Below are 24,591 nucleotides of genomic sequence, written 5' to 3'. Positions count from 1 at the left end.
GGCGACTTGGCTCTTACCTCGGTTGGACTTTCACCAACTAGCAATTAACGGCTTGCTGGGCACGCTGAAAAAAAGCCATCATCAAGTCAGTCTGACTTGATGATGGCTTTTTTGGTTACGATGATCCGCCACATCCCCCGCCGCCACAACTGGAACTGGAACAACTGGAGCTGGAGCAACTGGAACCGCCATGGTCTCCACCGCTTCCTCCATCGTTGCCACTTGAGCAACCTGAAACATAGGAACAGCCGCTGTAGGTGTGACTGCCGCCATCTGTGCTGGACCTCAACTGGAGCCTCTGATATTGCGCGGCAAACTCGTCTTCATGGTAAGTGGATAAAAACAGCACACCGGTCAACATGATGAGGGCCTCATCTGGATGCGGCACCAACGAATGGCGGTATCGCTTGAACCGGCTCACGCTTGGGCCTTCTTTCGCCACCGCCTCGTCTATCTTGGCCAATTTCTCTTTCAGATAGTGAATAAGGAATGAAACCAACTTGCCGACATGCGGCACATTTTCCTGAGTATGCGCATTGAAATACCGGTTGGCAATCTCCGTCACGGATTCCTCTTTCAACTCTTGGATCACATCGCGATGGAGCGGATGGCGCAAGAAAGCGCCCCATGTTTGCACGCTGAATTTGGTCGGCTTAAACAGACAGACATAGATTGTGTCAAACCAGGCCCGCTCATGGGGATTAAACGGCTGGTCACCGTCATTGGGGGCATGGTGCAAGGTCGTCTTCAGGAAGCGGCGCGAAAAATCGTCATATTCGCGGGTAAACATCAGCATCTCATGCCACACTTCATCCACTTCCCGGCTGTACATCGGGACATTTTTCATGAGCGCCGTTATCACCAAATACCGCTTCCACTCAAACCAACGGTTATCCCACTCCGTCAAACTAATTTTATGCTCCCGAATCACCCGTTCTTTTACGCGTTCCACATACGTTTCATCCAAGGATTTGTCCAAATGTTCAATGAACGCTTTCAATTCCTGGCCAAATTCCTCATTGTGCTCTTGCATCCCCAAGTCCGGCAAGGTATACACCTGTCTGGGGCGGGGCTTTTTGGCTGAGCGGTAAAGCGCATTGACCAAAATGATGATCGCAATAAAAAATGCCAGCAAAATAAAGGCCACTACCTCCATGATGATCACCCTTTCGCTTCATCTATTATTGTAAACAATTTCCGAGCGGTTGGGCACTGGCAGATGTTTAAAAAGTGAGAAACTCCCCGACAACTCGGGGAGCCCCTCGTTTAATCACAATATTTATCGTAAGCGCTGGTCAGATTGGCCGCGATTTCTTCAAGTGGCACGTTTTCAATTTCATGGCGGTGTACCATATGTACCAGCTTGCCATCTTTTAAGAGCGCAAACGACGGGGACGATGGGGGTTGCCCTTCAAAGTAAGAGCGCGCCCGCTCCGTCGCTTCCCGGTCTTGGCCGGCAAATACGGTATACCAATGATCCGGCACTTTATCATGTTTTAACGATAGCGCGACGGCCGGCCGAGCCAAACCGGCGGCACAACCGCACACCGAGTTGACCACAACCAGGGTGGTTCCTTGCGCGCCTTCCCCTGTCAGCGCCGCATCCACTTCTTCGGGAGTGCGCAGTTCCTTCACGCCGATGGAAGTCAGTTCATCACGCATATGTTGAACCATCATCTGCATTTGTTGCAGGTAAAAGTTTTCTGTCACTTCTCTTCCCTCCTTTCCTTTATTCTATCCCATCCCTGCCTGAACTTAAATCCCTTTGATGACGGCCAGCGGTTTGCACTTGGCCACAACCGATGCCAAACCCGCGCCGACAACGGAATCAATGATTTGGTCAACATCTTTGTACGCCTGTGGACACTCGTCCAAAATGTCTCTCAAGGTCCGTTGGTTGACCAAAATCTCCTCATCCGTGCCCACTTTCATCGACTGGGCAAATTGCTCGATCGTGACCACTTGTTTCGTCGCTTTGCGCGAACGGACACGCCCCGCTCCGTGGCAAATGGAATAGAAATTCTTTTCTCCAGCCTTTTCCCCCACCATGATATAAGAGGAGGTGCCCATCGAACCGGGGATGAGCGCGGGATGACCCGTTTCCTTATAAGGTTTGGCATTGAGGAAATGACCCGCCGGCAACGCGCGCGTCGTGCCTTTACGGTGAACCAGCATCGCTTGGTTGCGGTGAAACTCCTGCAAGGCATAGTTATGCATCAAGTCATACAAGACGGGCATCTCAAAGTCGGAACCAAACACGTCCTTTAAGCCTTGGCGCACGCCAAACGCAATCATGTGACGATTGACTACCGCATAATTCAAGGCGGAGTACATCAGGTTGAGATACCGTTGCCCTTCGTCCGTCTGGATCGGCGCATACACCAAGGTGGGATCTGGATTTTCGATTCCCCACATCTCCATCGCGCGACGGAAGTCACGGGTGTATTGGGGTCCCATCATCCCGCCCCAGGCACGGGAACCGGAGTGGATCATCACCACCACTTGTCCGTCAAACATGCCCCATTTTTCCGCGATATCCCGCTTCTCTTCATTGATGGAGAGGGCCTGCAACTCAACAAAGTGATTTCCGCCACCCAACGTCCCGATCGTTTGCCAACCGCGCTTCCACATCTTCTCTGGAATATATTCGAGATAATCCGTGTCAAACTTAAACTTGGCATGTTCCACATGGGTGAGGGAACGGCTCTTTTTCGATGGCTTCTCATCCGGGATGTAGGAGACGGGCAACCCCTCGATCCCCTCGGCCACCACCTTTTCGATCTCCACATCTTGATAAGCGGAAGATTGGCGTTCGTTGACGGGAACAACCTTTTCAATCGATTCAATCATCTCACGCCGGAGCGACTTAGACTGAATGTCTTCCTCCCTTAGCGGTGTCAAATGCACCCTCATCCCACAACCGATATCGGAACCGACAATGGAGGGGGAGACAAATCCGTCTTTCATTTTCCATACCGCTGTCGTCCCTATGCACGTGCCCACCCCCACATGGGCATCGGGGGTATAGCTCATATACACATTGCGCGGGATGCGCAAATTGTTATCCGCCATGTCATAAACCCGTTGTTCCAATGAAGCGAACACTTCTTCATTGGCAAAGACATGCAATGTTCCATGTGGCAACGACAGTTCACGGTGGTTATTGTCATGTTGTTTGATCATGTGCACTCTCTTCTCCTTTAAGTCAGTAATCATCACGCAAGAGTCGCGAAGAGAGAATCCTGTAACTGGGTTGGCGAAATGAAACGCACACTGACACATTCGTGACAAAACTCATTTTTTTGACTCAAATGCCCGTGGAAACAGCCACTCCATCTGAATAATTATACACCTTTTTTTGTAGGAACCCATTTTTCACTTGAAATTTTTCAAAAAGAACCTCACCGAAACGGAGCGAAAAATTTTTTTTGGAAATGCACCCCTAAGAAAAACGCCCCCGGAGCCTGCTTGCTCCAGGAGCGGTTCTTTTACCGATTATCCACGCGTTCGGGATATAAATCGTGCTGCGCCAATCGTTGTTCGGCGATCCGTTCCCAACGCGTTCCCGGCTTGCCGTAATTGACATAGGGGTCGATGCTGATGCCGCCGCGCGGCAGGAATTTGCCCCAGACTTCAATATATTTGGGATCCATTTTCTCGATCAAATCCTTCATGATCGTCACAATGCAGTTCTCATGGAAATCCCCATGGTTGCGGAAACTGAACAGATACAGTTTGAGCGATTTGCTTTCCACCAGCTTTTGGTCAGGCACATAACTGATATAAATCGTGGCAAAATCCGGCTGATTGGTGATGGGGCATAAGCTGGTGAACTCCGGGCAATTGAACTTCACATAATAATCCGTGTCGGGATGTTTGTTGTCAAAGGTTTCCAACACATCAGGATTATAATGGAAGTCATACTCCGTTTTGCCGCCGAGGGCATGGAGATTGAGTTCCGCCTGTTGTTTTTCGTTCATCGCGCTTCCTCCTCACACCCGTTCATAACGGGCATACGCTTCATTGGTTTCTTCCACTTCCACCCATTTGACGCTGGGTCGGTTCTCTTTTTGACGGCATAACTCCTCGATCGCCAGAAAAAACACTTCCGCCACTTTCTCCGTTGTCGGGGCATGCCCCCCTTGTTCCGGGTCAAACTCCGGAAACTCATTCAACAAATGGTGATCATATTTTTCCTCAATTGCATGCTTCACCTGACGAAAGTCGATCAACATCTGCTGTTCGTCCAATTCATGCCCTTCCACGCAAAAAGTGACTTTGTAATTGTGCCCATGGAGCCGTTCACATTTTCCCGCGCCAGGCACACGGTGCGCGCAGGAAATCCAAAAGTGTTTGACTAACGTATATTTCCCAGGCATCGTTCTCACCCGATCTTCTTTTTATATGGGATGGGGTCTTCAGCGCCATTCTCCGCAAACCCCTTCAAGCGCAAGAGACAGCTGTCGCATTCCCCACAAGCCTCCGCGTCCCCCACATAGCAAGAAGTCGTCAATTCATAGGGAACACCGAGCGCAAGGCCCCGCTCGATGATTTCGCCTTTGGTCAGCGAGATGAGCGGCGTCTCTATCCGCAATTTCTCATCAGAGGTGACGCCCAGTTTCGTCGCGAGATTGATCGTCTCCTCCATCGACTGGATAAATTCCGGTCGGCAATCGGGATAGCCGCTGTAATCGACTGCATTGACACCCGTGTACAGCACCTTGGCCCCGATCACTTCCGCATAGGCGGTTGCCAGCGAAAGGAAGATCAGATTGCGGGCGGGCACATAGGTGGACGGAATCTCGTCACCCACGCCGGACGTGGGCACCTCCATCGACTGATCCGTCAGGGCGCTGCCACCGATTTGGCCGAGGAAGGAGACGTCCACCACTTTGTGGCGGTCAGCCACGCCATAGTGTGCCGCCACTTTCCGCGCGTGTTCCACTTCCTTATCATGGCGTTGATTATAATAAAAGGTAATGGGGTACAGCTCATATCCTTCCGCCTGAGCCATCCCCATGCAAGTCGTGCTGTCCAAACCGCCGCTCAACACGATCACGGCTTTTTTGCTCATGTCCATTCACACTCCTCTTGCGTTTGGATCCCAGATGACTTTATGCAATTGCAAATTCAATTTCACATGCGTCAGATGTGCTGCCAACATCAATTCTACCAGGCGGGCGGGCGGCATCGTCTCCCAAACGGGACTGAACAGCGGCACACCCCGTTTGACCAGCCGGTTCACCACCTGCACCGCCACATCAAAATCGGCCTCATCCGCGATGACAAACTTGACTTCATCCGTTTCGCGCAGGAAAGCGAAGTTCTCCTCGATCATCTTGTCCTGTTCCCCGCTGGCTGGCAATTTGTAATCCAGGACAAACCGCACCTTTTTCCCCAGATCGGGCTCGGCTTCCCGCCATTCGTGAAACGGGGCCAGATGGATGGCTCCGTTTGTTTCGATGTGAAGGTCCCGCACTTCCTCCACGCGCGCCAAAGCTTGGATCAGGAGCAGCGATTTCTCTCCGTGAATGAGCGGTTCGCCACCCGTGAGGCAAATGTGGTGGTTGCCATACCGCTTCACTTCATTGACGATGTCGGCAATCGTGGCGAAATACTCCGGTTTGGCGGGCGCATAACTGTAGGGCGTGTCACACCATGTGCAGCGCAGGTTGCAGTTGAACACCCGCACAAACGTCGTCGGATACCCCGCCCGTGTCCCTTCTCCCTCAACCGTTTGGAATATTTCCACCATGGGGATTTTCACTTCATCTATGGATCGATGCGCTTGTGGCACAAATGCACCTCTTCTCTTGCAACAAAATGGGGCAACACCAACAGTTGCCTCTATGAAAAACAACCTACTAGCCATGCTAGCAAAAGGGCTTCCCTCTCTGCAATAGGAAGATGATTGGCAATCAAAAAAAAGCGAAAGACCGCCTGGGATGCGGACGGTCTGGGCTCGCTATTCGCTGACTGCTCCGCAGGCTTTTTCCACATTCTCCTGTTCTTGACACATAAATATAGTTTGAAATAGAATAAGAAGTCCAGTTTTTCTAAAATCCATTCCATTTTGGAGGCTTGCATGAAAACGAGACGACAACTGAAACAAGAAGCAAGAAACGCCCTTAAGGGAAATTGGGGGCTCGGTGTTGCCATTACCTTATTTGTCTTTATCGCCAGCGTTTTTTTGGAATTCTTTCCGCCTTATTCAACAGAAGTACACTATGAAGTCCAAACGACATGGAAAGACCTGGCGTCGCCCCTTTGGCTGTATTTGGTCGTCAGCGCGCTTACCATTGGCGAAGTGAAAGTCTTCCTGCAACTCAGCCGTTATGAAAGAACGCGGTTTTCCGACATCTTTACCTTTTTCACCAGCGGAAGACAATACTTTCGCGCCGTGGGTGCGTATTTCTTCACGATTCTCTACACCTTGTTGTGGTCTTTGCTGTTGATTATCCCTGGTATCATCAAAGCCTACTCCTATTCGATGACCTACTATCTCATCAATGACGACCCCAACCTTTCGATCCATCAAGCCATCACAAAAAGCCGACAAATGATGGATGGGCACAAGTGGAAATACTTCGTCCTGCAACTGAGCTTTATTGGCTGGGCCCTTCTGGGCATTTTGACGCTCGGGATCGGCTTCCTCTGGATTGCCCCTTACATGTCGGCCACCTCGGCGCAGTTTTATCTTAACCTGCGCAATCAAGCAGAACCGGCACCGGTCCAAGAGTGATGGGTGGAACACAAATAGAGTCATCCATGTGGATGGCTCTTTTTTCATCCATGAATTGGCCAACCGACAAGCAAGGAAATTTCGGGATGCGGATGAGAACGAAGAAACCCTCACTTGCCGAACTTTCGCCAACCGGCAACAGCAAAGGATATACTAGAAAATATCTCACAAAACAGAAGGAGAGTGAATCCATGACCATCCTATGGTTTTTGCTCGCTGGGATCGCGGAGATTGGCGGAGGTTATCTCGTATGGCTTTGGTTGAGGGAAGGCAAACCCTACCCTTTCGGCATCATGGGCGGACTCGCATTGGTGTTGTACGGAGTGATCGCCACATTCCAAACCTTTCCTTCATTCGGTCGCGTTTACGCCGCCTATGGGGGCATTTTTATTGTGCTGTCCATATTATGGGGATGGGGGGTCGATAAGAAGACCCCTGATTTTTATGACTGGCTGGGCGGAGCGATTTGCCTGATGGGCGTGGCCGTGATGTTATGGGGACCGAGAAATTAAATGGAAGCGGCGAAGAAGTTAGTTATGGCGTCGATGGATGGGAAAAAGGAAGAATGCATTGATCCTGTTCCGCTCGATTCTGGCATTTCCCTATCATCCGGATACTACATTTAACTTATTAGAGATTCGTGGACACATTACTTGGCGGAACTTTCGCCAAACCCGATGTCCCTTTTTCTATAACTTCCCAAGTCACACCTTCACCGCATCCGCGATCAACGAGACAAAGCCCAGCTTCCCCCCTTGATTGCGATGATCAAACCGATAGGACCGATAGATCATCCCATCACGCGGGTCCCAGTCCGTATGGTGGAATTGGCCCCGCTCATCACAGTACTCCAATAACCGCACCCGATAGCGAGTCTCGCAAGTGATTTTTGGAGCGTCAGCATTGGCGAGAACATCATCATCCCCATCGTTTCCAAACAGGCTACTTCACCCCCATCCCCGCTAAAATCCTTCCCACCCGTTTAACCCCTTCCTCCAGCATGGCGTGTGGGATATGGCCAAAGCGCACTTGAAAGCCGCGCACGGGCTTGACCACGGCAAACGCTTGATCCGGCATGACAAACACTTGCTCTTGAAGACAACGCTCAAAAAAGGTGAGCCCGCAGAAAGTAGCAGGCGCATACACCCATACGGCCACTCCCATCTCAGGCGGAACCACTTTATACGCTGGCGGCAACCAACGCCGCAAGCTGGCGAGCAATTCATCCCGCGCCTGGCGCAATTGCCCGCGCCTCCGCTCCAGATAATGAGCGAGTTCCAACTCTTCCCACACCTGCAACACCAATTGTTGCCCAATCACCGAGGTAACCGTGTCCGACAGGTATTTGCCGCGCCGAAACCGTTCAATATGAACCGAAGGCACCACCAGATAGCCTAACCGCACATTGGGATGCAGAATGGTGCTGAAAGAAGAGACATAAATCACCTCGATTCCCGGTTCTTCTTGGGCCAGGCACGCCAGCGGCAAGGGGGGACGCGGGGTGTAATACAATTCCCCATAATATTCATCCTCTATGATGGTCAATTGAAACTGCCGCGCCAGCTGCAACACTTGCCGCTTCTTGGACTCGCTCCAGGAGCTTCCTGTCGGGTACTGGCCATGCGGCATCACATATAAGGCACGAAGTGGGTGGGCTTCACACATCGCCCGCAAATGCGCGATATCGATTCCCGTATGGTCATGCCGAATCGGAACCAACCGCGCCCCTTTGTCCCGAAACGCTTCCAACACAGGCAAATACCCCATATCCGGGACGCCGATCGCACTTTCTGGCGACAGCAATTGTTCCGCCACAAGGGAGATGGCCTGCTGGCTCCCGTTCACCATGCAAATCGTCTCCACTTCCGTCCAAAAGCCCCGCCCTGCCAACAATCCTTGAATCTTGGACCTTAATGCCGACAAGCCAAACGGGTCGTGCGATTCCACTTGCCACGAAGCTTCCACCGCCCGGCTGGCCACCTGTTTTAAGATGCGGGCGATCTCCTCCTCCGGCGGCAACGAGATTCCGGATAGCGGAAACATCCCCGGCAATCGGGCCGCCTCTTTGATCCGCGCCAGCAGTTGAAACCGATTTTGCTCCCGCTTGGGGGAAATGAGCGGCACATGGGGAGACAGGCGCGGATTGACGACCGTCCCATGGCGGGTCCGGCTCGTGATCCAATCTTCTTCTTGCAGGATACGGTATGCTTTCTGCACCGTTTCCGCGCTCACTTGCAACCGCCGCGACAATGAACGCACCGTCGGCAGGGATGCTCCCGCTTTCAATTGGCCAGACCGAATGGACTCCACCACTTGCTGCGCGATTTGCTCAGCCAAGGAAACCCGGCTTGCCCGATCCAGATGAATAAAAGGAATTGACAATCTCCTTTCCCCTCCCTATACTCTTAAAAATTTGCCTTCATTGTTCTGCCATTTTCTCTTGAGCAGAACAATGGATGGAGGAGGAACCCAATTGAAGTCACATTCATCCGCTTGTCCATTTCACATGTTATTAAACAAAGAAGCTGGGCGTCCCATGCGCCGCATAACGAAAAAAACCCACGATGAAGAGAGGATGGAACGCCTGCTCCGCACCGCCCGTGTCGGTTATCTGGGCCTGGTGGATGAGGAGGGAACCTATGTGGTCCCACTCAACTACATCCGGCATCAGGGATCCATTTATTTCCACGGCAGCGACAGCGGCAGAAAAACAGATGCCCTGTGCGCGGCCACGGGTCCGCTCTGCTTTACCATCGCTGAAGAACACGGCACCAAAGTATCCACCATCCCGGCTGAGACCGGCACCTCTTATACCAGCGTCATGCTGTTTGGCGCGATTGAACAAGTCAGCGATCTCACCGAAGCCACCCACGCCCTGGACGCCATGCTGTCCAAATATGTTCCCGGGTACTTTTCATCCCCGTTGGCTGAAGCCCATGTGGAGAAATACCGTTCCGGCATGGGCAGCAAAACGGTGGTCTATCGCTTGGTTCCGGATAAAATCACGGCGAAACACGATCCCTCTAACTTGGAAGAACTCTTTTATGCCGGGCGAACGCAACAGGACGACTTAAAAAAATCATGACGGCATGGGTAATCCTTCCTATCCTTGTCCAGACTGAAAATGAGGAGGGAATCATGTGGAGAAACTGACTGATGATATGTATATTTGGACCTTTACCGCGGATGAGGCGGAAGTCATCAAGTTCGCCCTGCATCAAGCCTATAAACAATTGAAAGACTATGACGATGAATGGCATCAAGAACAAGTGAACCGCATCAAAGACCTGCTGGTGAACCGTTTTGAAGTCGAATTGTGAGCATGTGGAAAGAACGCCCACCAAACCCAGGGCGTTCTTCTTTATTCTTCGCATTTCAGTTGCGCCAAACCTTTCCGCCGCATCGCCGGCGGTCTCCGCTCGTCACAAGAGACGCGTCAGTCATCCTCTCCATCCTCCCAATCCGTTAACCTTGGGTGCTTGCGCTTTCCTTTTTTCGTTTTATCCCCTTTGTCATCATCGCCATGATCAACGGGCATGGTTTCATTCGTCGGGACAGCCGGGTCAGAATGGGTTTGCGTTTGCTTCGCCGCGCCCGCCCCTTTGGCGACAGCCAAAGCGATGATGAAAATGCCCAAGAACACAAAGGAAGAGACATACATTTTGCGATATTTTGCCTTGCTTAAGGAAGGGAGCGTCCCCACTTTTGACTTTTCCAACTGAGACTGATACAAGGTAAAAAGAAAAGTAAAGACAAAACCAAGGAAACAACCCAATGCCACCAATTTCATGCTGTCGCATTCCCCTTCCATCTTCTTTCTGTTTCTTATGTAATGTCACCAGTGCAAGACCCCTTGCCATTCAAGGGGCCATCCTTACGCGCGCACCATTTTGCCCATGCGTTGGGCCGATTCTTTCAATCGGGGCACAAACTGCACCATCTTTTTGACATTCATGCGGGAAACAGGTCCTGACACCGCAAGCGCCGCCACCAATCTTCCTTGCCGCGAGAAAATGGGCACACTCACCGCCGCCGTGCCCGCTTCCCGCTCTTCCACGCTGATCGCGTACCCATCTTCGCGAATCCGCTTTAACTGCTCTTGAAATACCCCTCGATCCACATTGTCCGGCCAACTGGGGTCCGCAAGCAATTCTTGCACATCCTCCTCGCCGGCATAGGCCATCAACACCTTGCTGGAAGCCCCCACTGAGAGCGGCATCCGCGCTCCGACCGGCGCAACGCGGCGAATCGCTTGTTTGCTTTCCACGGCTTGGATGCGAATCCGCTCTTTTCCGATGCGGAGATAGAGGCTGACCGTTTCATCCAACTCATCGCGCAGCCGCTCCATTTCGGGCAGAAACAAGACGGCCGGTTCATCCGACTGATTGAGGCTGGTGGCCAACTCCCAGATGCGAAACCCCAGTTGATACTTGTCCGTCTCCGCATCCCGTTTCACAAACCCTTTGCCCTCCAATGTCGCCAGCAGGCGGAACACCGTGCTTTTATTCAATCCGGTACGCTCAGCGATCTCCATCATGCCAAGACTTCCCTCATCCACAAAACAAAGCAGGATATCCAAAGCCCTTTCTGCTGCACGGACGGTTGATTTCTTCTCTTCGCTCACCGTTCACCCCTCCGGTTTCACTGTACGAAACATGTTTTCCAACCATTATACCGAAAAATGATAAATATACATACAACCAACCCCATATAATTGATGACAACCTACATGATGAAGTAGTTATTTTTTGAAGAAAGAAGGCTATACAACTTTTCAAAACCATTGTATAATAAGGACGGAATTTAGAACTCGGTTTCATCAGATGAAACACATCTGAACCACACTTCTCTTGCTAAAAGGAGGTTCCACGATGACAAACGATCTATATCAAGTTCGCTCCAAACTGAAAGTCGGGGAGCAAGAGTATGTTTACTATCGCCTGAACGGGCTGGAAGAGCAAGGGGTTGGGCCCGTGTCCCGTTTGCCTTTCTCCATCAAGGTATTGCTGGAAGCGGCCGTGCGCCAATATGACGGCAAAGCGGTTACCAAAGAGCACATTGAACAACTGGCGACTTGGGCCGACAAACGCTCTGACAAAGAAATCGCGTTTAAGCCGGCTCGTATCGTGTTGCAAGACTTCACGGGCGTTCCCGCCGTTGTCGACTTGGCTGCGCTCCGTTCCGCCATGGCCCGCGTCGGTGGCAATCCTGAACGGATCAATCCGCTTATTCCGGTTGACCTGGTGATCGACCACTCCGTCATGGTTGACAAAGCGGGAACCAACGATGCGCTTGAGTACAACATGAATTTGGAGTTTGAACGCAATGAAGAACGTTATCGTCTGCTCAGATGGGCGGCAGAATCCTTGGATAATTTCCGTGCCGTCCCACCGGCAACCGGCATCGTGCATCAGGTCAACTTGGAATACCTGGCAAATGTGGCGGCGACCCGTGAAATCGATGGCGAAACCGTAGTTTTCCCTGACTCTCTCGTCGGAACCGATTCCCACACAACCATGATTAACGGGTTGGGCGTTGTCGGCTGGGGTGTGGGCGGAATCGAGGCAGAGGCTTGCATGTTGGGGCAACCCCTGTACTTCGTCACTCCGGAAGTCATCGGCTTCAAACTGACTGGCCAATTGGCAGACGGCGCCACCGCAACCGACTTGGCGCTCACCGTCACCGAGATCCTACGCAAAAAAGGCGTTGTCGGCAAGTTTGTCGAGTTCTATGGCTCCGGTTTGTCCAACCTCAGCTTGGCGGATCGCGCTACCGTCGCCAACATGGCTCCTGAATACGGCGCGACGATCGGTTTCTTCCCCGTCGACGATGAGGCCTTGAACTACCTGCGCAACACGGGCCGTGATGAAAACCTGATTGCCTTGGTAAAAGAATATTACCAAGCGCAAGGCTTGTACCGTACGGATGAAACGCCGGACCCTGTTTTCACCGATACGGTTGAACTGGATCTCAGCACCGTCGTCCCAAGCTTGTCCGGTCCAAAACGCCCACAAGACCGAATCGAACTGTCCCGCATGAAAGACTCCTGGAATGACACGTTGCGCAAACCGATCGAAGAGCGCGGATTCGGCTTAAGCGAGGAAGAGTGCGGCAAATCGGTTCAAGTGAGCCGTGAAGATGGCACCACTTATGAATTGAAACAAGGTTCCGTCGTGATCGCGGCCATCACCAGCTGCACCAACACTTCCAACCCATCCGTGATGGTCGGCGCCGGTTTGGTGGCGAAAAAAGCGATTGAAAAAGGGCTCAGCGTGAAACCTTTCGTAAAAAGCAGCTTAACCCCTGGCTCCAAAGTGGTGACCGACTACCTCACCCAAGCTGGCTTAATCGAACCATTGGCCAAACTGGGCTTCACCGTGGCGGGCTACGGCTGTGCCACCTGTATCGGCAACAGTGGTCCGCTCTCGGATGATGTAAGCAAAGCGATCGAAGAAAACGACCTGACCGTCGCTTCCGTCCTATCCGGTAACCGGAACTTCGAAGGCCGGATTCATCCATTGGTCAAAGCCAACTATCTGGCTTCACCTCCATTGGTCGTGGCCTACGCGCTCGCCGGAACGGTCAATATCGACTTTGAAAATGAACCAATCGGTTACAACCAAGCGGGAGAAGCCGTTTACTTGAAGGACATCTGGCCAAGCACGCATGAAATCAGCCAAGTGATGAGTGCGGCCATCAGCGCCGAGCAGTTCCGCAAACAATATGCGCAAGTGTTTGATGCGAACGAACGCTGGAACCAACTGCCCACACCAAAAGGCGTCTTGTATGAATGGGATGAAGACTCGACCTATATTCAAGAGCCGCCATTCTTCGTCGACATGTCTCCTGACGTGAAAGAAATCAAACCGATAACGGGCGCAAACATCCTGGCCCTGCTCGGCGATTCCGTGACCACGGACCATATCTCCCCGGCGGGCAGCATCGCGCCAACCAGCCCGGCTGGACGCTATCTGCAAGAGAAAGGCGTATCTGTCAAGGACTTCAACTCTTACGGTTCCCGCCGCGGTAACGACCGCATCATGACCCGTGGAACCTTCGCCAACATCCGCATCCGCAACCAAATGGTGCCTGGCTCCGAAGGTGGCGTAACCGAGCATGTGCCAACCGGAAAAGTGCAATCCATCTACGAAGCGGCGATGGAATACAAAAAATCCAATACGCCATTGGTGGTCATTGCGGGCAAAGAATATGGTACCGGATCTTCCCGTGACTGGGCTGCCAAAGGAACCAACTTGCTTGGTGTGAAAGCGGTCATCGCCGAAAGCTTTGAACGGATTCACCGCAGCAATCTCGTCGGCATGGGCGTTCTGCCGCTACAATTTGCGAACGGCGCCAGCTGGCAATCCCTCGGTCTCACAGGTAAAGAGAAAATCGATATCGCTGGCTTAAACGACCAAGTCACCCCTGGCCAAACCTTAACCGTGACCGCAACCAAACCGGACGGGTCTTCCATCCTGTTCGACGTGATCGTCCGCCTCGACAGCGTCGTCGATGTGGAATACTATCGCAATGGCGGCATCCTGCAAACGGTATTGCGTCAAATCTTGGGTGACAAAGAAACAGTGAAAGCTTGAAGATGAACATCCGCGATCTTCATCATGCCCAGATCACCGTCCCCAAAGGCCAAGAGGAAGAAGCCCGGCAATTTTACTGTGAACTCCTTGGTCTCCCGGAGCTGGCCAAACCCGCTTCTCTTCAAGGACGCGGTGGCTTCTGGCTTCAGGTGGGAGAAAGGGAAGTTCATGTGGGTGTCGAAGAGGGCGTGGAACGGAACCGCACCAAAGCCCATCTCGCTTACCTCGTCGATGATCTGGCCGCTTGGCGCAAACATCTGCACCATGGGATCCCCCTTGTCGATTCCGTACCCATCCCGGGGCATGATCGATTTGAGTTTCGTGACCCATTTGGGAATCGCGTTGAGATGATACAAATGCTATGATAAAAGCAGTGCCTATGATGGCACTGCTTTTTACATGCTTGCAATTTATGATGACAGGTGATCAACAATGCATTTGTTTTCCAATTTCTCGCAATCGCTCAATCAATTGCCTTTTCTCCTGACGGCCATTTTAATCGGGTTGACGGTACATGAATTTTCCCACGCTTATGTGGCGACCCGCTTCGGCGACCCCACTCCCCGGAATGATGGGCGCTTAACCTTGAATCCAGCCGCCCATCTCGACCTGTTCGGGACGCTTTTCTTCATCTTCTTCCAATTTGGGTGGGCAAAACCGGTCCTGGTCAACCGCCATTACTTTCGCCGTCCGCGCTTGGCCGGCATTCTCGTCACGTTTGCCGGCCCGCTCAGCAATCTGATTGTCGCTTTTCTGTTTCTTTTGCTCTGGATGACCACCTACAACGTCGGCTTGTTGGACGGTGTATCAGCGCAAGCCAACTATATTGTGGACTCCTTGTTCGGCAAGATTGTCCACGTCAATGTGTTGCTTTTTTTCTTTAACCTTTATCCACTTCCGCCACTCGATGGGTACCGCATCGTGGAAGATCTGGCTCCCCGCCGCGCGCGAGCCAAGATGGGCCAATATGAACAATGGGGGATTTTCGTTTTCTTGCTTCTGGCCATCACCCCGCTCGGCCGGTTTGTCTTCGGCCCCATGTTCACTTATGCGATCCCCACGACAATCGAGGCGATGAGCCATGCCCTTTCACCGCTATTCGCATAAACGGCCGGCATCCCACCAAGGCTGAGCCCTCCGGTGGGACGCTTTTCGGCTGGTTATTACCATTCCTTGGCCAACTCCAACTCATCATGCAAGGGAATCTGATCATACCCGATAACGGGAATCGACGGTTTCAATAGCCGCGCCGCATCGACGGCACCAGGGTAAACCCTCACAAGGCGATATCCGCGCCGCTGATAAAAACGGAGCGCGTGGAGATTGTCATTGGTGGTGATCAGAAACAAACGCTCCTTCCCCGTGGCCCTCACTTCTTGCTCCGCTCTGGCCAACAAGGCACTGCCAATGCCAAGGCCTTCCCGAAGCGCATTGAGGCTCATCAGTTCCGCATCCTTTTCATTCTCCAGCCAAGTGACGGCCCCCACTGGCTCCTCATCCAAATACGCAATCACCGCCCGCAAGTCAGCCAAAGCAGTGCTTTTGCCACGAGTGATCATCGTCAATCCGCCCCATTCGCGCTGCCACAGCCCTTCCAGCCACAGCCGCTCCGCTTCCGTCTCCGCCCACCGCATCTCCAATTGGACCATGATTCGTTCCTCATCTCATTTATGTTCTTGCAGATTAGAAAAAGTCTGCATCGTCCGGTACCAGGCACTTACCGTTCCTTCGGCCACACCCGCCGTCAACCATTTTTTCTTTCCCTGACGCCGACACTGGCCGCATTCCATCAAAATCAATTGATCCGCAAGTTCGGCCAAGGCCATGTCCCGTTCCGTGGCGATCAGCGTGACCCGTCCTTTGGGCGCTTGTCGCAACTCTTGCCACAAGAGGGCTCGTCCCAACGGATCCAATCCATCAGTCGGCTCATCCAAGATCCATAACTGCGGCCTGCCAATCAGACTATGTACCAATAAATAACGCTTCAGCACTCCCCCGCGCAGTTGGTACAGCGGCGTGTTCCGCACCCCCGCCAATCCCCAACGCGTCAGCAATTCCATGGACCGTTTGCGCGGCCGCAGCACACGTTTGCCCTGCGCTTGCATGATCAACGATTGTTCCACCGTCATGTCATGATCCAACTGTTTCATATGGGGGATATAACTGATTTTCTCTTTTAACCGCGTCACACCGGAAATCCCCGACGCCATCAGTTGCCCACGCGACCATTCCACCGTTTCTGTCCCATTCAGTTGATACAACACATTGCCATCATCCGGTACCATCACCGTCGCCGTCACTCTTAACAACGTGGACTTGCCTGACCCGCGCGATCCTAGAACCACCGTGATTCCTTCTCCGACCGATGCTGAAAAATCAAGTAACCCGATGTTTTTCATTTGGTTCCGAGCAGGGTGGGAGCGAGAATCAGACATTTCGTAACATTTTCTGACATGAGACCAATCTATCCGCATGATACACCCATCCCTTCCAAAAACCTTTCTATGCTATAATAAAATTAATATTTTGTATTTTTAAGTTCAAACATTTAAACTGGCGTTTCCCTCTATCTAAACGCCTTATATTTTTAGTATAACGTGATAAAATCAGGCACCCATACGCTTTTTTCGCAAGAATATGACAAATTGGTGAACGGAATTACTATTTATCGTTGACAGAAAATTATTTATATGGTAATTTATTTTTGGACACCCTCATATGTGAAAGACGGGAGCTTGGAGTCAGCCAGGCTGAGAGGGCGGAGCACTCTGCCGCCGACCGGTTAACCTGATCTGGGTAATGCCAGCGTAGGGATGGGTAGGAACCGCTTCATAGTGGGATGAAAGCATTCGTGAGCTAAGACTGCTTAACAACGGGCTTTACCCCCACCATGATGTGCTCCTTCACATTTGACCATTCAAGCCATACGCCCAGCGCGTATGGCTTTTTCTATGCGAATATGCCATCATTTTCTTTTATGTGCGCCGCCTGTCCGGCTTGTTCATGCTAGCTGGATGCGCTGAAACTCAACCAATTGAGCGCACCTTCCACCATTGCCCCCCATTTGTTCCCTGCGCCAAAGCCCGACTCCTGTCCATATGACCGTCCGAACTAACCCTAAGGAGTGTTGTGATATGGAACGCTATTTTTTCCCCAACAGCCGCAAAGTTTATGTAACCGGTTCACGCCCGGATATTCAGGTACCCATGCGGGAGATTCACTTGTCCCCTACGACCAACCCACAAGGTGAAACCCCCAATGAACCGCTTCGCATCTATGACACCAGCGGGCCTTATACGGATCCCGACGCAACGATCAATCTGGAACAAGGCTTGCCCAAATTACGCCAACAGTGGATTTGGGAACGCGGGGATGTGGAAGAATACGAGGGACGCGAGGTGCAACCCATCGACAACGGATTTCACTCCGCCGAAAAAGCGGAACTCTTCCGGGCGTTTCCCAAGGCGAACACACGCCCACTCCGGGCGAAACCAGGCAAATGCGTGACCCAAATGCATTACGCCCGGCAAGGCATCATCACACCGGAAATGGAATTCATCGCGATTCGCGAGCACGTATCGCCCGAGTTCGTCCGGCAAGAAGTGGCCAGTGGCCGAGCGATCATTCCAAGCAACATCAATCATCCGGAAGCGGAACCGATGATTATTGGCAAGAACTTTCACGTCAAGATCAATGCCAATATCGGCAACTCCGCCGTCACCTCTTCCGTTGAGCAGGAAGTGGAAAAGATGACATGGGCCACCCTGTGGGGCGCTGATACGATTATGGACTTGTCCACAGGCAAAAACATTCATAACACCCGTGAATGGATCATCCGCAATTCCCCCGTGCCCGTGGGTACCGTCCCCATCTATCAGGCGCTGGAAAAGGCGGGGGGCGATCCGACCAAGCTCACCTGGGAAATGTACCGCGACACCTTAATCGAGCAAGCGGAGCAGGGGGTGGATTACTTCACCATCCATGCCGGCGTACTACTGCGTTATATTCCGCTCACGGCCAACCGGATGACCGGCATCGTGTCACGCGGCGGTTCGATTCTGGCCGCATGGTGCCTCGCCCATCACCAAGAAAACTTCTTATACACGCATTTCCGTGACATCTGTGAGATTTTGCGCAGCTATGACATCTCCGTTTCTCTTGGGGATGGCTTGCGCCCTGGCTCTATTTACGACGCCAATGATGAGGCGCAAATGGCCGAACTGGAAACGTTGGGTGAATTGACGAAGATTGCTTGGGAGTATGATGTCCAAGTGATGATCGAAGGCCCGGGCCATGTACCGATGCATAAAATCAAAGAAAACGTGGACATTCAACAAAACATCTGCCAGGAATCCCCCTTTTATACATTGGGCCCATTGACCACCGATATCGCGCCGGGATATGACCACATCACTTCGGCCATCGGTGCGGCGATGATCGGTTGGTACGGAACCGCCATGTTGTGTTACGTCACTCCGAAAGAACACCTTGGTTTGCCCAACAAAGACGATGTCAAAGAAGGCGTCATCGCCTACAAAATCGCCGCCCATGCCGCCGATCTGGCCAAAGGGCATCCAGGTGCTCAGAAACGGGATGATGCCTTATCGAAAGCGCGGTTTGAATTCCGTTGGCGCGACCAATTCAATTTATCGCTCGATCCGGTGCGGGCTCAGGCTTATCACGATGAAACCCTGCCGGCGGAACCGGCCAAAACGGCGCACTTCTGTTCCATGTGCGGTCCCAAATTCTGCAGCATGCGCATCACGCAAGATATCCGGGAGTACGCCGAGAAAAACGGGTTAAGCCTAACCGAAGCGGCGGAAGTGGGTTTAAAGGAGAAAGCGGAAGAATTCAGAGAAAAAGGTTCTTCCTTGTATCAGTAAATCATGGCATCCATAAAAAGAAGAAACTCCGTCAAAGAGTTTCTTCCAGAATAATGACAACCCTAGAGGAGGAAGATTTTTGAAAGCGGAGTGACTGGAAGCTATTAATCAAGCGGAGTGCCGAACGAAGGAGGAAAGCGGGCAACGGAGAGATAGCAACAACGAAAGTGATTGTTGCCCGCGCCGGATTTCGGCGACAGAGCTACTTCCCGATAGAGCGACCATGGAACGCAGACTCAAAAATCGACTCCGGGGGCACTTTGTCAGCAAACTTGAAGAAACTCCATCAAAGAGTTTCTTCTTTTTTATCTCCAATTGGATAGTTATCGACCGCTTCATACATGGGAATTTTGCCCATATGGGTTTGGTACAGCACTACCCGCTCCACTGTCCAAGGTCGCTCGATTTCCGGCGATAACGGGATGTCGGCAAGCTGATCGTAAGGGAACCGGCTCTGCCGATATTTGCGGGCAACCGTAATGTGCGGGCGATAGGGGCGGTCTTCCGGCAGAAAGCCAAGCGGACTCAGCCGCTCAACCACTTGGGATTGCAATTGGTGCAACCGTTCCAGTTCTCCGGTTACGCCGATCCATAAGATGCGGGGCTGATCCGGCCTGCCAAAGGTGCCGATCCCTTTCATGGCCAACTGAAACGGAGCGGTTTCTTGCATGAGTCGGGACAAGGACTCCTTGATCCCCACCCGTTGCTCCGATGTGGCAAATCCCAGAAACTGCAGTGTGAGATGATAATCCGCTTGGTGCACCCATTTGGCAAACGGCCACTTTTTCTTCATCTCACGCGCCCACGTCGCCAATGCCACTTGGTGCGAAGCCGGGATGGGCACGGCCACGAAAAAACGTGGGGTAGTCGCTGGATTCATCTCATTTCCCTCCTGTTTGAAAGAAAGCCCAGCTACGGAACTAGCTGGGCTTTTGGGCGTATATGTAATTACCCGTTTAATGCTTGTTTGGCTGCCAATACAGGCGCTTCGTAATTGGGGTGGTTGGTCGCTTCCGGCACGTATTCCACATACACCAGTTGATCATTTTGATCGATGACAAACACCGCACGGGCTAACAGACGCAGTTCTTTAATCGCTACGCCGTAGGCGGTGCCGAATGAAAGATCACGATGGTCAGACACGGTTTGCAGGTTTTCCACGCCTGCCGCGCCACACCAACGCTTTTGGGCAAAGGGCAGGTCTACGCTAACCGTCAGCACTTTCACGCCATCCAATTTTGCGGCTTCTTCGTTGAAGCGACGTGTTTGCATATCACAAACACCGGTATCCACAGATGGAACCACACTGATGATGCGGACCGAACCTTTGCTGCTGTCCAACGTTACAGGACTCAGGTCATTGGCCAAAACCGTAAAGTCAGGCGCTTTGTCTCCCACTTTCAGTTCCGGACCTAACAAAGTGACAGGATTGCCTTTAAATGTAATTGCTCCTTGGCGTTCAATCGTCATCACAAATGGCCTCCTTTATTTTGGCTCGTCTCCATCTTACCATGAGGCAGGGATCAGGAAAATCCCCTTTACCCATTTATCCGTTACCCGTTGACGACTTCGCCGCCGTTTGGATGCAAAATTTGCCCGGACATATACGATGCATCGTCGGAAGCCAAGAAGACGAAGGATGGCGCCACTTCCACCGGTTGCCCGGGCCGGCCCAGCGGCGTATCCGAACCAAAGGTAGCCACTTGGTTCGCCAGAAAGGTAGATGGAATCAGGGGTGTCCAGATGGGACCTGGTGCCACGCCATTGACGCGAATTCCTCGTTTGGCCAATTGCATGGCCAACGAGCGGGTAAAGGTGACAATCGCCCCTTTGGTGGCCGAGTAATCAACAAGGGTCTCATTGCCCTTATAGGCGGTGACTGACGTCGTGTTGATGATGCTGCTTCCCTGTTTCATATGGGGTACAGCCGCTTTGGCAAAATAGAAAAAGGAGAAAATGTTGGTGCGGAATGTCCGTTCCAACTGTTCATTCGTAATCTGTTCAATCGACGTCTGTGGGGTTTGTTCCGCCGCGTTGTTCACCAAGATATCCAGTCGGCCCAACTGGCTGACCGTTTCATTCACCACTTGCCGGCAAAAGTCTTCATCGCCGATATCCCCCGCGAAGAGCAAACACTTGCGGCCAACTTCCTCCACGATTTGCCGTGTCTCCTCCGCATCTTGGTGTTCGTTGAGATAGACGATCGCCACATCGGCCCCTTCTTTGGCAAACGCAACAGAGACTGCACGGCCAATCCCGCTGTCTCCCCCCGTGATAATCGCCACTTTCCCGCCCAGCTTCCCGCTTCCTTGGTACTGCGGTTTGTCAAATACCGGACGTGGATTCATCTCCGTTTCCCATCCGGGCTGATGATTTTGCGTCTGTGGGGGGAATACTTGTTTCTGTTGTTGATTTGGCATCACAAACCCTCCTAGAAGCATTTTCATCTAACAGGTTGCCCACTTTTTCCCCCGACATGCCTGTCGGTGGACCCGGTTTTCCAATTTGCTTCATCCGTGATATAGTGACAGGGACAAACCCAGATAGGAGCGATACCAGCGATGAAGATCGAAGTAAGCGAATTGGCCCTTGCCAAGATCAAGTGGCTGCTCTGGCAAGAACAAAGTGAGACACCCCTTGCGATTAGGGTCATTTCCCTCACATCCGGATGCAGCACCCCGTCCTTTGCCTTGGAGATTACGGAACCAAAATCTGACTTTCACACGAAAGAGATAGAAGGAGTCTTATTTGCGTGGTTGCCCCATGATGCCAAATGGATGGATGGGCTGGTGATCGACCTTAATCGGGAAAACGGGAAATTTTCCATCTATCATCCCCATCCTTCATTCATGTCTCAGTGTCCATTTGAATGAAATAGAGAGAGGGGAAAATTTCCCGTTTGTCCACGGGAAGAGGCGGACATCCCTTGATTTGACTAACCCCATAATCCGATAGACGAGAAATAGGAGTGGTTAAACCAATGTTGGCCAATAAGTGGATGATCGGCGGCTTGATTCTGTTGCTCATCTTGTTCATGCCTTTTCTCACCTTGTGGAACCTCGTTTCGCGCTATGACGATGTGGAACCGCGAAAAGGGCATTACCATGTGGCCATCGTTTTGGGGGCCGCGCTTTGGGACCAACAACCCAGCCCCGCCCTCAAAGAGCGCTTAAACCTCGCCCTTGCCCTGTACAATGAAAAGCGAGTCGATTATATCGTACTTTCCGGAGGCTTGGGTGACAACGGCATCCCCGAAGCCGAAGGGATGAAACGATATCTGGTGGCGCGCGGGGTCCACGCCAACCACCTCATCTTGGAAGACCGATCAAGCAACACCAAAGAGAACTTGAAATATACCGCCGAACTCCTCAAACAACAGCAATGGGGAAATATCGCCATCGTCACCCATGACTATCACATGTACCGCGCGCTCAATTATGCGCGGCAAGCAGGCATTTACGCCAGTGCCGCCCCCGTTCATTCGACTGTGTTGTTCACCCCATACCACAAAGCGCGGGAATGCCTGGCTCTGGTAAAGCAAATAGTGTTGAAGATGTGACCCTTGGTGCGGGCTCTTCCCTGAATGAGGGGAACCCGCATGATCCATGGGTATGGGGTGGTCGTTTGTTTAGACTTGATCGCCACTCGTCCACCACCATTATTCATCTTTTTCCAAACCAGTCCGCCTCTCCACTTCATCCCGCAACCGCCCATCCACAATCCGGATCCGCATGGGGGCAAACGTTTCGTCACTCCCTGCTTCCACTGCCCTCAATCTATATTCCGTCTCCTCCAACACCTTGGCCGTATCGATTCCCATCCACTGAGGCTGTGGATAGAGCGCCAACTTTTCCATCGCGGCCATCCACAGTTTGACCGCCCCGCCCCGGTTTCCGTTCTTGTGATGATACAAGCCAACAGCTACTTGCAACAATCCCTGGTAAAACCGTTCCCGCCCTTCCTCCAGCCATAACTCCTCCAGCACTTCATGGCACTCATAATAATCTTGCTTTACGTTAAAATAATAGAGAAAATCAATATACAGCCGTGGATAATCCGACATCCTGCCATCCCCCTTCCCGCCACATGATTGGATGATGGATGAGTCATTCCACAGGAGACCCGACTCATGAACTCCCCCTATGTTTTTAAACCGGCTTTCGATAGAATAGATAAGAAGCACACAAGAGAAAGGATGGACAACCACGTGAATTTAGCGACACCGACTCGGGAAAACCTTGAGTTTGTTGTAAATGAAATCAAAGGAAATCTGAAAGTGGTGAACGCCGCAATCATTACGGCGGATGATTTCAAGTTGGAACAATATGAAGAGTTGCTGGACATTTATCACATGATCGAAAAGAAACAAGGCCGGCTCACCATGATGGAAATCGAAGGCGTATTGGATGAGTTGCGCGAGTTGAAACAAAGCGGTAAGTAAAAGCCAAAAAAGCAGGGGCCACCCCTGCTTTTTTAGGTAAAATGCTTCGCCAATTCATCGGGAAGCGGCACCGCCTTTCGCGCTTTTAAATCGATGGTGCAACTGATCACTTCCGCATCCGCGACCAACTCTTCCTGTTCATTCACAATTTCATGCTTCAGCACAAAGCTGGTGCGACCTTTGCGGACCGGCTCGGTAGAAATCGTCAATTTCTGTCCCAATCGCGCCTCTTTTCGGTAATTAATGTTGATATTGACGGTGACCGTGCCAACATTCATCTCTGTAAACACGTCAAACGGCAAACCGACGCGGTTATACCAATCCTCCCGGCTCCATTCCATATACTCCAAGTATTTGGCATTGTTGACATGCCCCATCACATCAATCTCCGTTGGCCGAACTTCGATTTGAATCGCTGTTTTCATCCGGTATGCCTCGCTTTCCTCACTCGTCCCAGCCATATCCGGCCTGCTCAATGGCATCCACCAAGTCAATCAACTCGCCCCAAGCCTGCCGGTCGCGGTGCAAATTCATCTTGGCCGTTAAGTGCTCTTGATTCCACAGGAATGCCCGCAAAGTAAAAATGTTCATATCCAATCCCACTTCATGATACTCTTCTTTAAAACAGGCCGCAAACAAGGGGGCCAGCTCCGCAAACGCGTCTTGCACTGACAGCCGCTCCAGGTAGACAGCGGGTCGAATCTTGTGCCAGTTGCTTATAAGCCGTTGCTTCAAAAAACTTTCTTGATAACGCGACCATTCCTCGCGCAGCAAAAAATCCGTCTCCGGTTGATGATCCACGATTTCATTGATGATATGAAAAACGGTATGGATTTGGTCAGGTTTCAATTCCACAGAGCTGATCGATTGCACCTGGATATTCAACTTTTTCAAAGATGGAATCAATTCCCTCATTTTCATTAAGAATGC

General features: G+C 51.9%; 29 protein-coding genes, 1 pseudogene and 1 riboswitch. Of the genes and pseudogenes, 11 read left to right on the top strand and 19 right to left on the bottom strand.

Features of this window, described 5'->3' with window-relative positions; translation table 11 throughout:
- Positions 1–115 precede the first annotated feature (115 nt).
- From ACFQNG_RS12725 to ACFQNG_RS12695, 7 genes are all read right to left on the bottom strand, one after another.
- A complete protein-coding gene (locus ACFQNG_RS12725) occupies positions 116–1,156 on the bottom strand; it encodes a glycine-rich domain-containing protein (protein WP_379865513.1) in 1,041 nt (346 codons plus the stop codon).
- A gap of 110 nt (positions 1,157–1,266) precedes the next feature.
- A complete protein-coding gene (locus ACFQNG_RS12720; protein ID WP_379865519.1) occupies positions 1,267–1,683 on the bottom strand; it encodes a BrxA/BrxB family bacilliredoxin in 417 nt (138 codons plus the stop codon).
- Between the two features lie 72 nt (positions 1,684–1,755).
- Positions 1,756–3,183: an RtcB family protein gene (locus ACFQNG_RS12715; RefSeq protein WP_379865511.1), complete on the bottom strand. Its 1,428-nt coding sequence runs from the start codon at positions 3,181–3,183 to the stop codon at positions 1,756–1,758.
- A gap of 305 nt (positions 3,184–3,488) precedes the next feature.
- Positions 3,489–3,980, bottom strand: coding sequence for a preQ(1) synthase (gene queF, locus ACFQNG_RS12710; RefSeq protein WP_379865509.1), 492 nt, complete (start codon positions 3,978–3,980; stop codon positions 3,489–3,491).
- Between the two features lie 12 nt (positions 3,981–3,992).
- Complete coding sequence (locus ACFQNG_RS12705) at positions 3,993–4,379, bottom strand: 6-pyruvoyl trahydropterin synthase family protein (protein WP_379865507.1); 387 nt, start codon at positions 4,377–4,379, stop codon at positions 3,993–3,995.
- Positions 4,380–4,384: 5 nt separating this feature from the next.
- Positions 4,385–5,080, bottom strand: a complete 696-nt coding sequence (gene queC / locus ACFQNG_RS12700; protein ID WP_379865506.1) for a 7-cyano-7-deazaguanine synthase QueC — start codon at positions 5,078–5,080, stop codon at positions 4,385–4,387.
- Positions 5,081–5,755 (bottom strand): 7-carboxy-7-deazaguanine synthase QueE, encoded by a 675-nt coding sequence (locus tag ACFQNG_RS12695; RefSeq protein ID WP_379865517.1) that lies wholly within the window; start codon positions 5,753–5,755, stop codon positions 5,081–5,083.
- Between the two features lie 330 nt (positions 5,756–6,085).
- Here ACFQNG_RS12695 and ACFQNG_RS12690 point away from each other — a divergent pair, with 330 nt between their 5' ends.
- Entirely contained in the window at positions 6,086–6,742 is a 657-nt protein-coding gene (locus tag ACFQNG_RS12690) for a DUF975 family protein (protein WP_379865504.1), read from the top strand.
- 191 nt (positions 6,743–6,933) lie between these two features.
- Complete coding sequence (locus tag ACFQNG_RS12685; protein WP_379865501.1) at positions 6,934–7,254, top strand: YnfA family protein; 321 nt, start codon at positions 6,934–6,936, stop codon at positions 7,252–7,254.
- A gap of 192 nt (positions 7,255–7,446) precedes the next feature.
- Here ACFQNG_RS12685 and ACFQNG_RS12680 read toward each other — a convergent pair.
- A pseudogene (locus ACFQNG_RS12680) lies at positions 7,447–7,611 on the bottom strand (class I SAM-dependent methyltransferase); the annotation flags it as partial.
- A gap of 73 nt (positions 7,612–7,684) precedes the next feature.
- Positions 7,685–9,124: an aminotransferase-like domain-containing protein gene (locus ACFQNG_RS12675; protein WP_379865500.1), complete on the bottom strand. Its 1,440-nt coding sequence runs from the start codon at positions 9,122–9,124 to the stop codon at positions 7,685–7,687.
- A 91-nt stretch (positions 9,125–9,215) separates the two neighbouring features.
- Here ACFQNG_RS12675 and ACFQNG_RS12670 point away from each other — a divergent pair, with 91 nt between their 5' ends.
- Both ACFQNG_RS12670 and ACFQNG_RS12665 read left to right on the top strand, forming a co-directional pair.
- Positions 9,216–9,827 (top strand): pyridoxamine 5'-phosphate oxidase family protein, encoded by a 612-nt coding sequence (locus tag ACFQNG_RS12670; protein WP_379865499.1) that lies wholly within the window; start codon positions 9,216–9,218, stop codon positions 9,825–9,827.
- 55 nt (positions 9,828–9,882) lie between these two features.
- Complete coding sequence (locus tag ACFQNG_RS12665; RefSeq protein ID WP_379865497.1) at positions 9,883–10,062, top strand: hypothetical protein; 180 nt, start codon at positions 9,883–9,885, stop codon at positions 10,060–10,062.
- A 116-nt stretch (positions 10,063–10,178) separates the two neighbouring features.
- Here the strand turns inward: ACFQNG_RS12665 and ACFQNG_RS12660 are convergent, their stop codons facing one another.
- Positions 10,179–10,532: a hypothetical protein gene (locus tag ACFQNG_RS12660; protein ID WP_379865496.1), complete on the bottom strand. Its 354-nt coding sequence runs from the start codon at positions 10,530–10,532 to the stop codon at positions 10,179–10,181.
- A gap of 84 nt (positions 10,533–10,616) precedes the next feature.
- Positions 10,617–11,366, bottom strand: coding sequence for an IclR family transcriptional regulator (locus ACFQNG_RS12655; RefSeq protein ID WP_379865495.1), 750 nt, complete (start codon positions 11,364–11,366; stop codon positions 10,617–10,619).
- Positions 11,367–11,613: 247 nt separating this feature from the next.
- Here ACFQNG_RS12655 and acnA point away from each other — a divergent pair, with 247 nt between their 5' ends.
- The 3 genes from acnA to ACFQNG_RS12640 all read left to right on the top strand — a co-directional run bounded on the left by acnA (position 11,614) and on the right by ACFQNG_RS12640 (position 15,444).
- Positions 11,614–14,337 (top strand): aconitate hydratase AcnA, encoded by a 2,724-nt coding sequence (gene acnA / locus ACFQNG_RS12650; RefSeq protein ID WP_379865492.1) that lies wholly within the window; start codon positions 11,614–11,616, stop codon positions 14,335–14,337.
- A gap of 2 nt (positions 14,338–14,339) precedes the next feature.
- Positions 14,340–14,702 carry a VOC family protein gene (locus tag ACFQNG_RS12645; RefSeq protein ID WP_379865490.1) on the top strand — a complete coding sequence of 121 codons (363 nt, stop codon included), beginning with the start codon at positions 14,340–14,342 and terminating at the stop codon, positions 14,700–14,702.
- A gap of 67 nt (positions 14,703–14,769) precedes the next feature.
- Complete coding sequence (locus ACFQNG_RS12640) at positions 14,770–15,444, top strand: site-2 protease family protein (RefSeq protein WP_379865489.1); 675 nt, start codon at positions 14,770–14,772, stop codon at positions 15,442–15,444.
- Positions 15,445–15,500: 56 nt separating this feature from the next.
- On the opposite strand, the gene ACFQNG_RS12635 is transcribed toward ACFQNG_RS12640, so the two are convergent.
- A complete protein-coding gene (locus ACFQNG_RS12635; protein WP_379865487.1) occupies positions 15,501–15,986 on the bottom strand; it encodes a GNAT family N-acetyltransferase in 486 nt (161 codons plus the stop codon).
- Positions 15,987–16,001: 15 nt separating this feature from the next.
- A complete protein-coding gene (locus tag ACFQNG_RS12630) occupies positions 16,002–16,682 on the bottom strand; it encodes an ATP-binding cassette domain-containing protein (RefSeq protein WP_379865485.1) in 681 nt (226 codons plus the stop codon).
- Between the two features lie 372 nt (positions 16,683–17,054).
- Positions 17,055–17,168, top strand: a riboswitch (TPP riboswitch).
- Positions 17,169–17,471: 303 nt separating this feature from the next.
- On the opposite strand from ACFQNG_RS12630, the gene thiC reads away from it, so the two are divergent.
- The gene (gene thiC / locus ACFQNG_RS12625) at positions 17,472–19,220 is read left to right on the top strand and encodes a phosphomethylpyrimidine synthase ThiC (protein ID WP_379865483.1); all 1,749 of its coding nucleotides are present in this window, start codon (positions 17,472–17,474) and stop codon (positions 19,218–19,220) included.
- 286 nt (positions 19,221–19,506) lie between these two features.
- Here thiC and thpR read toward each other — a convergent pair whose 3' ends face one another.
- The 3 genes from thpR to ACFQNG_RS12610 all read right to left on the bottom strand — a co-directional run bounded on the left by thpR (position 19,507) and on the right by ACFQNG_RS12610 (position 21,640).
- A complete protein-coding gene (thpR, locus tag ACFQNG_RS12620) occupies positions 19,507–20,100 on the bottom strand; it encodes an RNA 2',3'-cyclic phosphodiesterase (RefSeq protein WP_379865482.1) in 594 nt (197 codons plus the stop codon).
- A gap of 68 nt (positions 20,101–20,168) precedes the next feature.
- Positions 20,169–20,690: a thiol peroxidase gene (tpx, locus tag ACFQNG_RS12615; RefSeq protein WP_379865481.1), complete on the bottom strand. Its 522-nt coding sequence runs from the start codon at positions 20,688–20,690 to the stop codon at positions 20,169–20,171.
- Positions 20,691–20,773: 83 nt separating this feature from the next.
- Positions 20,774–21,640 carry an SDR family oxidoreductase gene (locus ACFQNG_RS12610; protein WP_379865480.1) on the bottom strand — a complete coding sequence of 289 codons (867 nt, stop codon included), beginning with the start codon at positions 21,638–21,640 and terminating at the stop codon, positions 20,774–20,776.
- Between the two features lie 141 nt (positions 21,641–21,781).
- Between ACFQNG_RS12610 and ACFQNG_RS12605 the strand changes: the two genes are divergently transcribed.
- Both ACFQNG_RS12605 and ACFQNG_RS12600 read left to right on the top strand, forming a co-directional pair.
- The gene (locus ACFQNG_RS12605) at positions 21,782–22,093 is read left to right on the top strand and encodes a hypothetical protein (protein WP_379865479.1); all 312 of its coding nucleotides are present in this window, start codon (positions 21,782–21,784) and stop codon (positions 22,091–22,093) included.
- Positions 22,094–22,188: 95 nt separating this feature from the next.
- Positions 22,189–22,779: a YdcF family protein gene (locus ACFQNG_RS12600; RefSeq protein WP_379865478.1), complete on the top strand. Its 591-nt coding sequence runs from the start codon at positions 22,189–22,191 to the stop codon at positions 22,777–22,779.
- 99 nt (positions 22,780–22,878) lie between these two features.
- Here ACFQNG_RS12600 and ACFQNG_RS12595 read toward each other — a convergent pair whose 3' ends face one another.
- The gene (locus tag ACFQNG_RS12595) at positions 22,879–23,283 is read right to left on the bottom strand and encodes a DUF309 domain-containing protein (protein ID WP_379865477.1); all 405 of its coding nucleotides are present in this window, start codon (positions 23,281–23,283) and stop codon (positions 22,879–22,881) included.
- 144 nt (positions 23,284–23,427) lie between these two features.
- Here ACFQNG_RS12595 and ACFQNG_RS12590 point away from each other — a divergent pair, with 144 nt between their 5' ends.
- Positions 23,428–23,661, top strand: a complete 234-nt coding sequence (locus ACFQNG_RS12590; protein WP_379865476.1) for a DUF1128 domain-containing protein — start codon at positions 23,428–23,430, stop codon at positions 23,659–23,661.
- A gap of 32 nt (positions 23,662–23,693) precedes the next feature.
- Here the strand turns inward: ACFQNG_RS12590 and ACFQNG_RS12585 are convergent, their stop codons facing one another.
- Both ACFQNG_RS12585 and ACFQNG_RS12580 read right to left on the bottom strand, forming a co-directional pair.
- On the bottom strand, positions 23,694–24,086 hold the full coding sequence (locus tag ACFQNG_RS12585; protein WP_379865515.1) for an acyl-CoA thioesterase: 393 nt from the start codon (positions 24,084–24,086) through the stop codon (positions 23,694–23,696).
- A gap of 19 nt (positions 24,087–24,105) precedes the next feature.
- On the bottom strand, positions 24,106–24,582 hold the full coding sequence (locus ACFQNG_RS12580; protein WP_379865475.1) for a hypothetical protein: 477 nt from the start codon (positions 24,580–24,582) through the stop codon (positions 24,106–24,108).
- Positions 24,583–24,591: the final 9 nt, after the last annotated feature.

This window comes from Laceyella putida (genome assembly GCF_042665195.1).
Lineage (GTDB): Bacteria > Bacillota > Bacilli > Thermoactinomycetales > Thermoactinomycetaceae > Laceyella > Laceyella putida.
This window is presented reverse-complemented; position numbering and strand designations above follow the sequence as displayed.

What these genes read in the sequence shown, in the direction of transcription:
- ACFQNG_RS12705 (WP_379865507.1), bottom strand. Translation starts at nt 4,379, where the DNA reads ATGCCTGGGAAATATACGTTAGTCAAACACTTTTGGATTTCCTGCGCG.
- ACFQNG_RS12660 (WP_379865496.1), bottom strand. Translation starts at nt 10,532, where the DNA reads ATGAAATTGGTGGCATTGGGTTGTTTCCTTGGTTTTGTCTTTACTTTT.
- ACFQNG_RS12690 (WP_379865504.1), top strand. Translation starts at nt 6,086, where the DNA reads ATGAAAACGAGACGACAACTGAAACAAGAAGCAAGAAACGCCCTTAAG.
- ACFQNG_RS12645 (WP_379865490.1), top strand. Translation starts at nt 14,340, where the DNA reads ATGAACATCCGCGATCTTCATCATGCCCAGATCACCGTCCCCAAAGGC.
- thpR (WP_379865482.1), bottom strand. Translation starts at nt 20,100, where the DNA reads ATGAATCCAGCGACTACCCCACGTTTTTTCGTGGCCGTGCCCATCCCG.
- ACFQNG_RS12595 (WP_379865477.1), bottom strand. Translation starts at nt 23,283, where the DNA reads ATGTCGGATTATCCACGGCTGTATATTGATTTTCTCTATTATTTTAAC.
- ACFQNG_RS12580 (WP_379865475.1), bottom strand. Translation starts at nt 24,582, where the DNA reads ATGAAAATGAGGGAATTGATTCCATCTTTGAAAAAGTTGAATATCCAG.
- ACFQNG_RS12635 (WP_379865487.1), bottom strand. Translation starts at nt 15,986, where the DNA reads ATGGTCCAATTGGAGATGCGGTGGGCGGAGACGGAAGCGGAGCGGCTG.
- queC (WP_379865506.1), bottom strand. Translation starts at nt 5,080, where the DNA reads ATGGACATGAGCAAAAAAGCCGTGATCGTGTTGAGCGGCGGTTTGGAC.
- ACFQNG_RS12725 (WP_379865513.1), bottom strand. Translation starts at nt 1,156, where the DNA reads ATGGAGGTAGTGGCCTTTATTTTGCTGGCATTTTTTATTGCGATCATC.
- ACFQNG_RS12585 (WP_379865515.1), bottom strand. Translation starts at nt 24,086, where the DNA reads ATGAAAACAGCGATTCAAATCGAAGTTCGGCCAACGGAGATTGATGTG.
- thiC (WP_379865483.1), top strand. Translation starts at nt 17,472, where the DNA reads ATGGAACGCTATTTTTTCCCCAACAGCCGCAAAGTTTATGTAACCGGT.
- ACFQNG_RS12720 (WP_379865519.1), bottom strand. Translation starts at nt 1,683, where the DNA reads ATGCAGATGATGGTTCAACATATGCGTGATGAACTGACTTCCATCGGC.
- ACFQNG_RS12695 (WP_379865517.1), bottom strand. Translation starts at nt 5,755, where the DNA reads ATGGTGGAAATATTCCAAACGGTTGAGGGAGAAGGGACACGGGCGGGG.
- ACFQNG_RS12685 (WP_379865501.1), top strand. Translation starts at nt 6,934, where the DNA reads ATGACCATCCTATGGTTTTTGCTCGCTGGGATCGCGGAGATTGGCGGA.
- ACFQNG_RS12610 (WP_379865480.1), bottom strand. Translation starts at nt 21,640, where the DNA reads ATGCCAAATCAACAACAGAAACAAGTATTCCCCCCACAGACGCAAAAT.
- ACFQNG_RS12605 (WP_379865479.1), top strand. Translation starts at nt 21,782, where the DNA reads ATGAAGATCGAAGTAAGCGAATTGGCCCTTGCCAAGATCAAGTGGCTG.
- queF (WP_379865509.1), bottom strand. Translation starts at nt 3,980, where the DNA reads ATGAACGAAAAACAACAGGCGGAACTCAATCTCCATGCCCTCGGCGGC.
- acnA (WP_379865492.1), top strand. Translation starts at nt 11,614, where the DNA reads ATGACAAACGATCTATATCAAGTTCGCTCCAAACTGAAAGTCGGGGAG.
- tpx (WP_379865481.1), bottom strand. Translation starts at nt 20,690, where the DNA reads ATGACGATTGAACGCCAAGGAGCAATTACATTTAAAGGCAATCCTGTC.
- ACFQNG_RS12640 (WP_379865489.1), top strand. Translation starts at nt 14,770, where the DNA reads ATGCATTTGTTTTCCAATTTCTCGCAATCGCTCAATCAATTGCCTTTT.
- ACFQNG_RS12715 (WP_379865511.1), bottom strand. Translation starts at nt 3,183, where the DNA reads ATGATCAAACAACATGACAATAACCACCGTGAACTGTCGTTGCCACAT.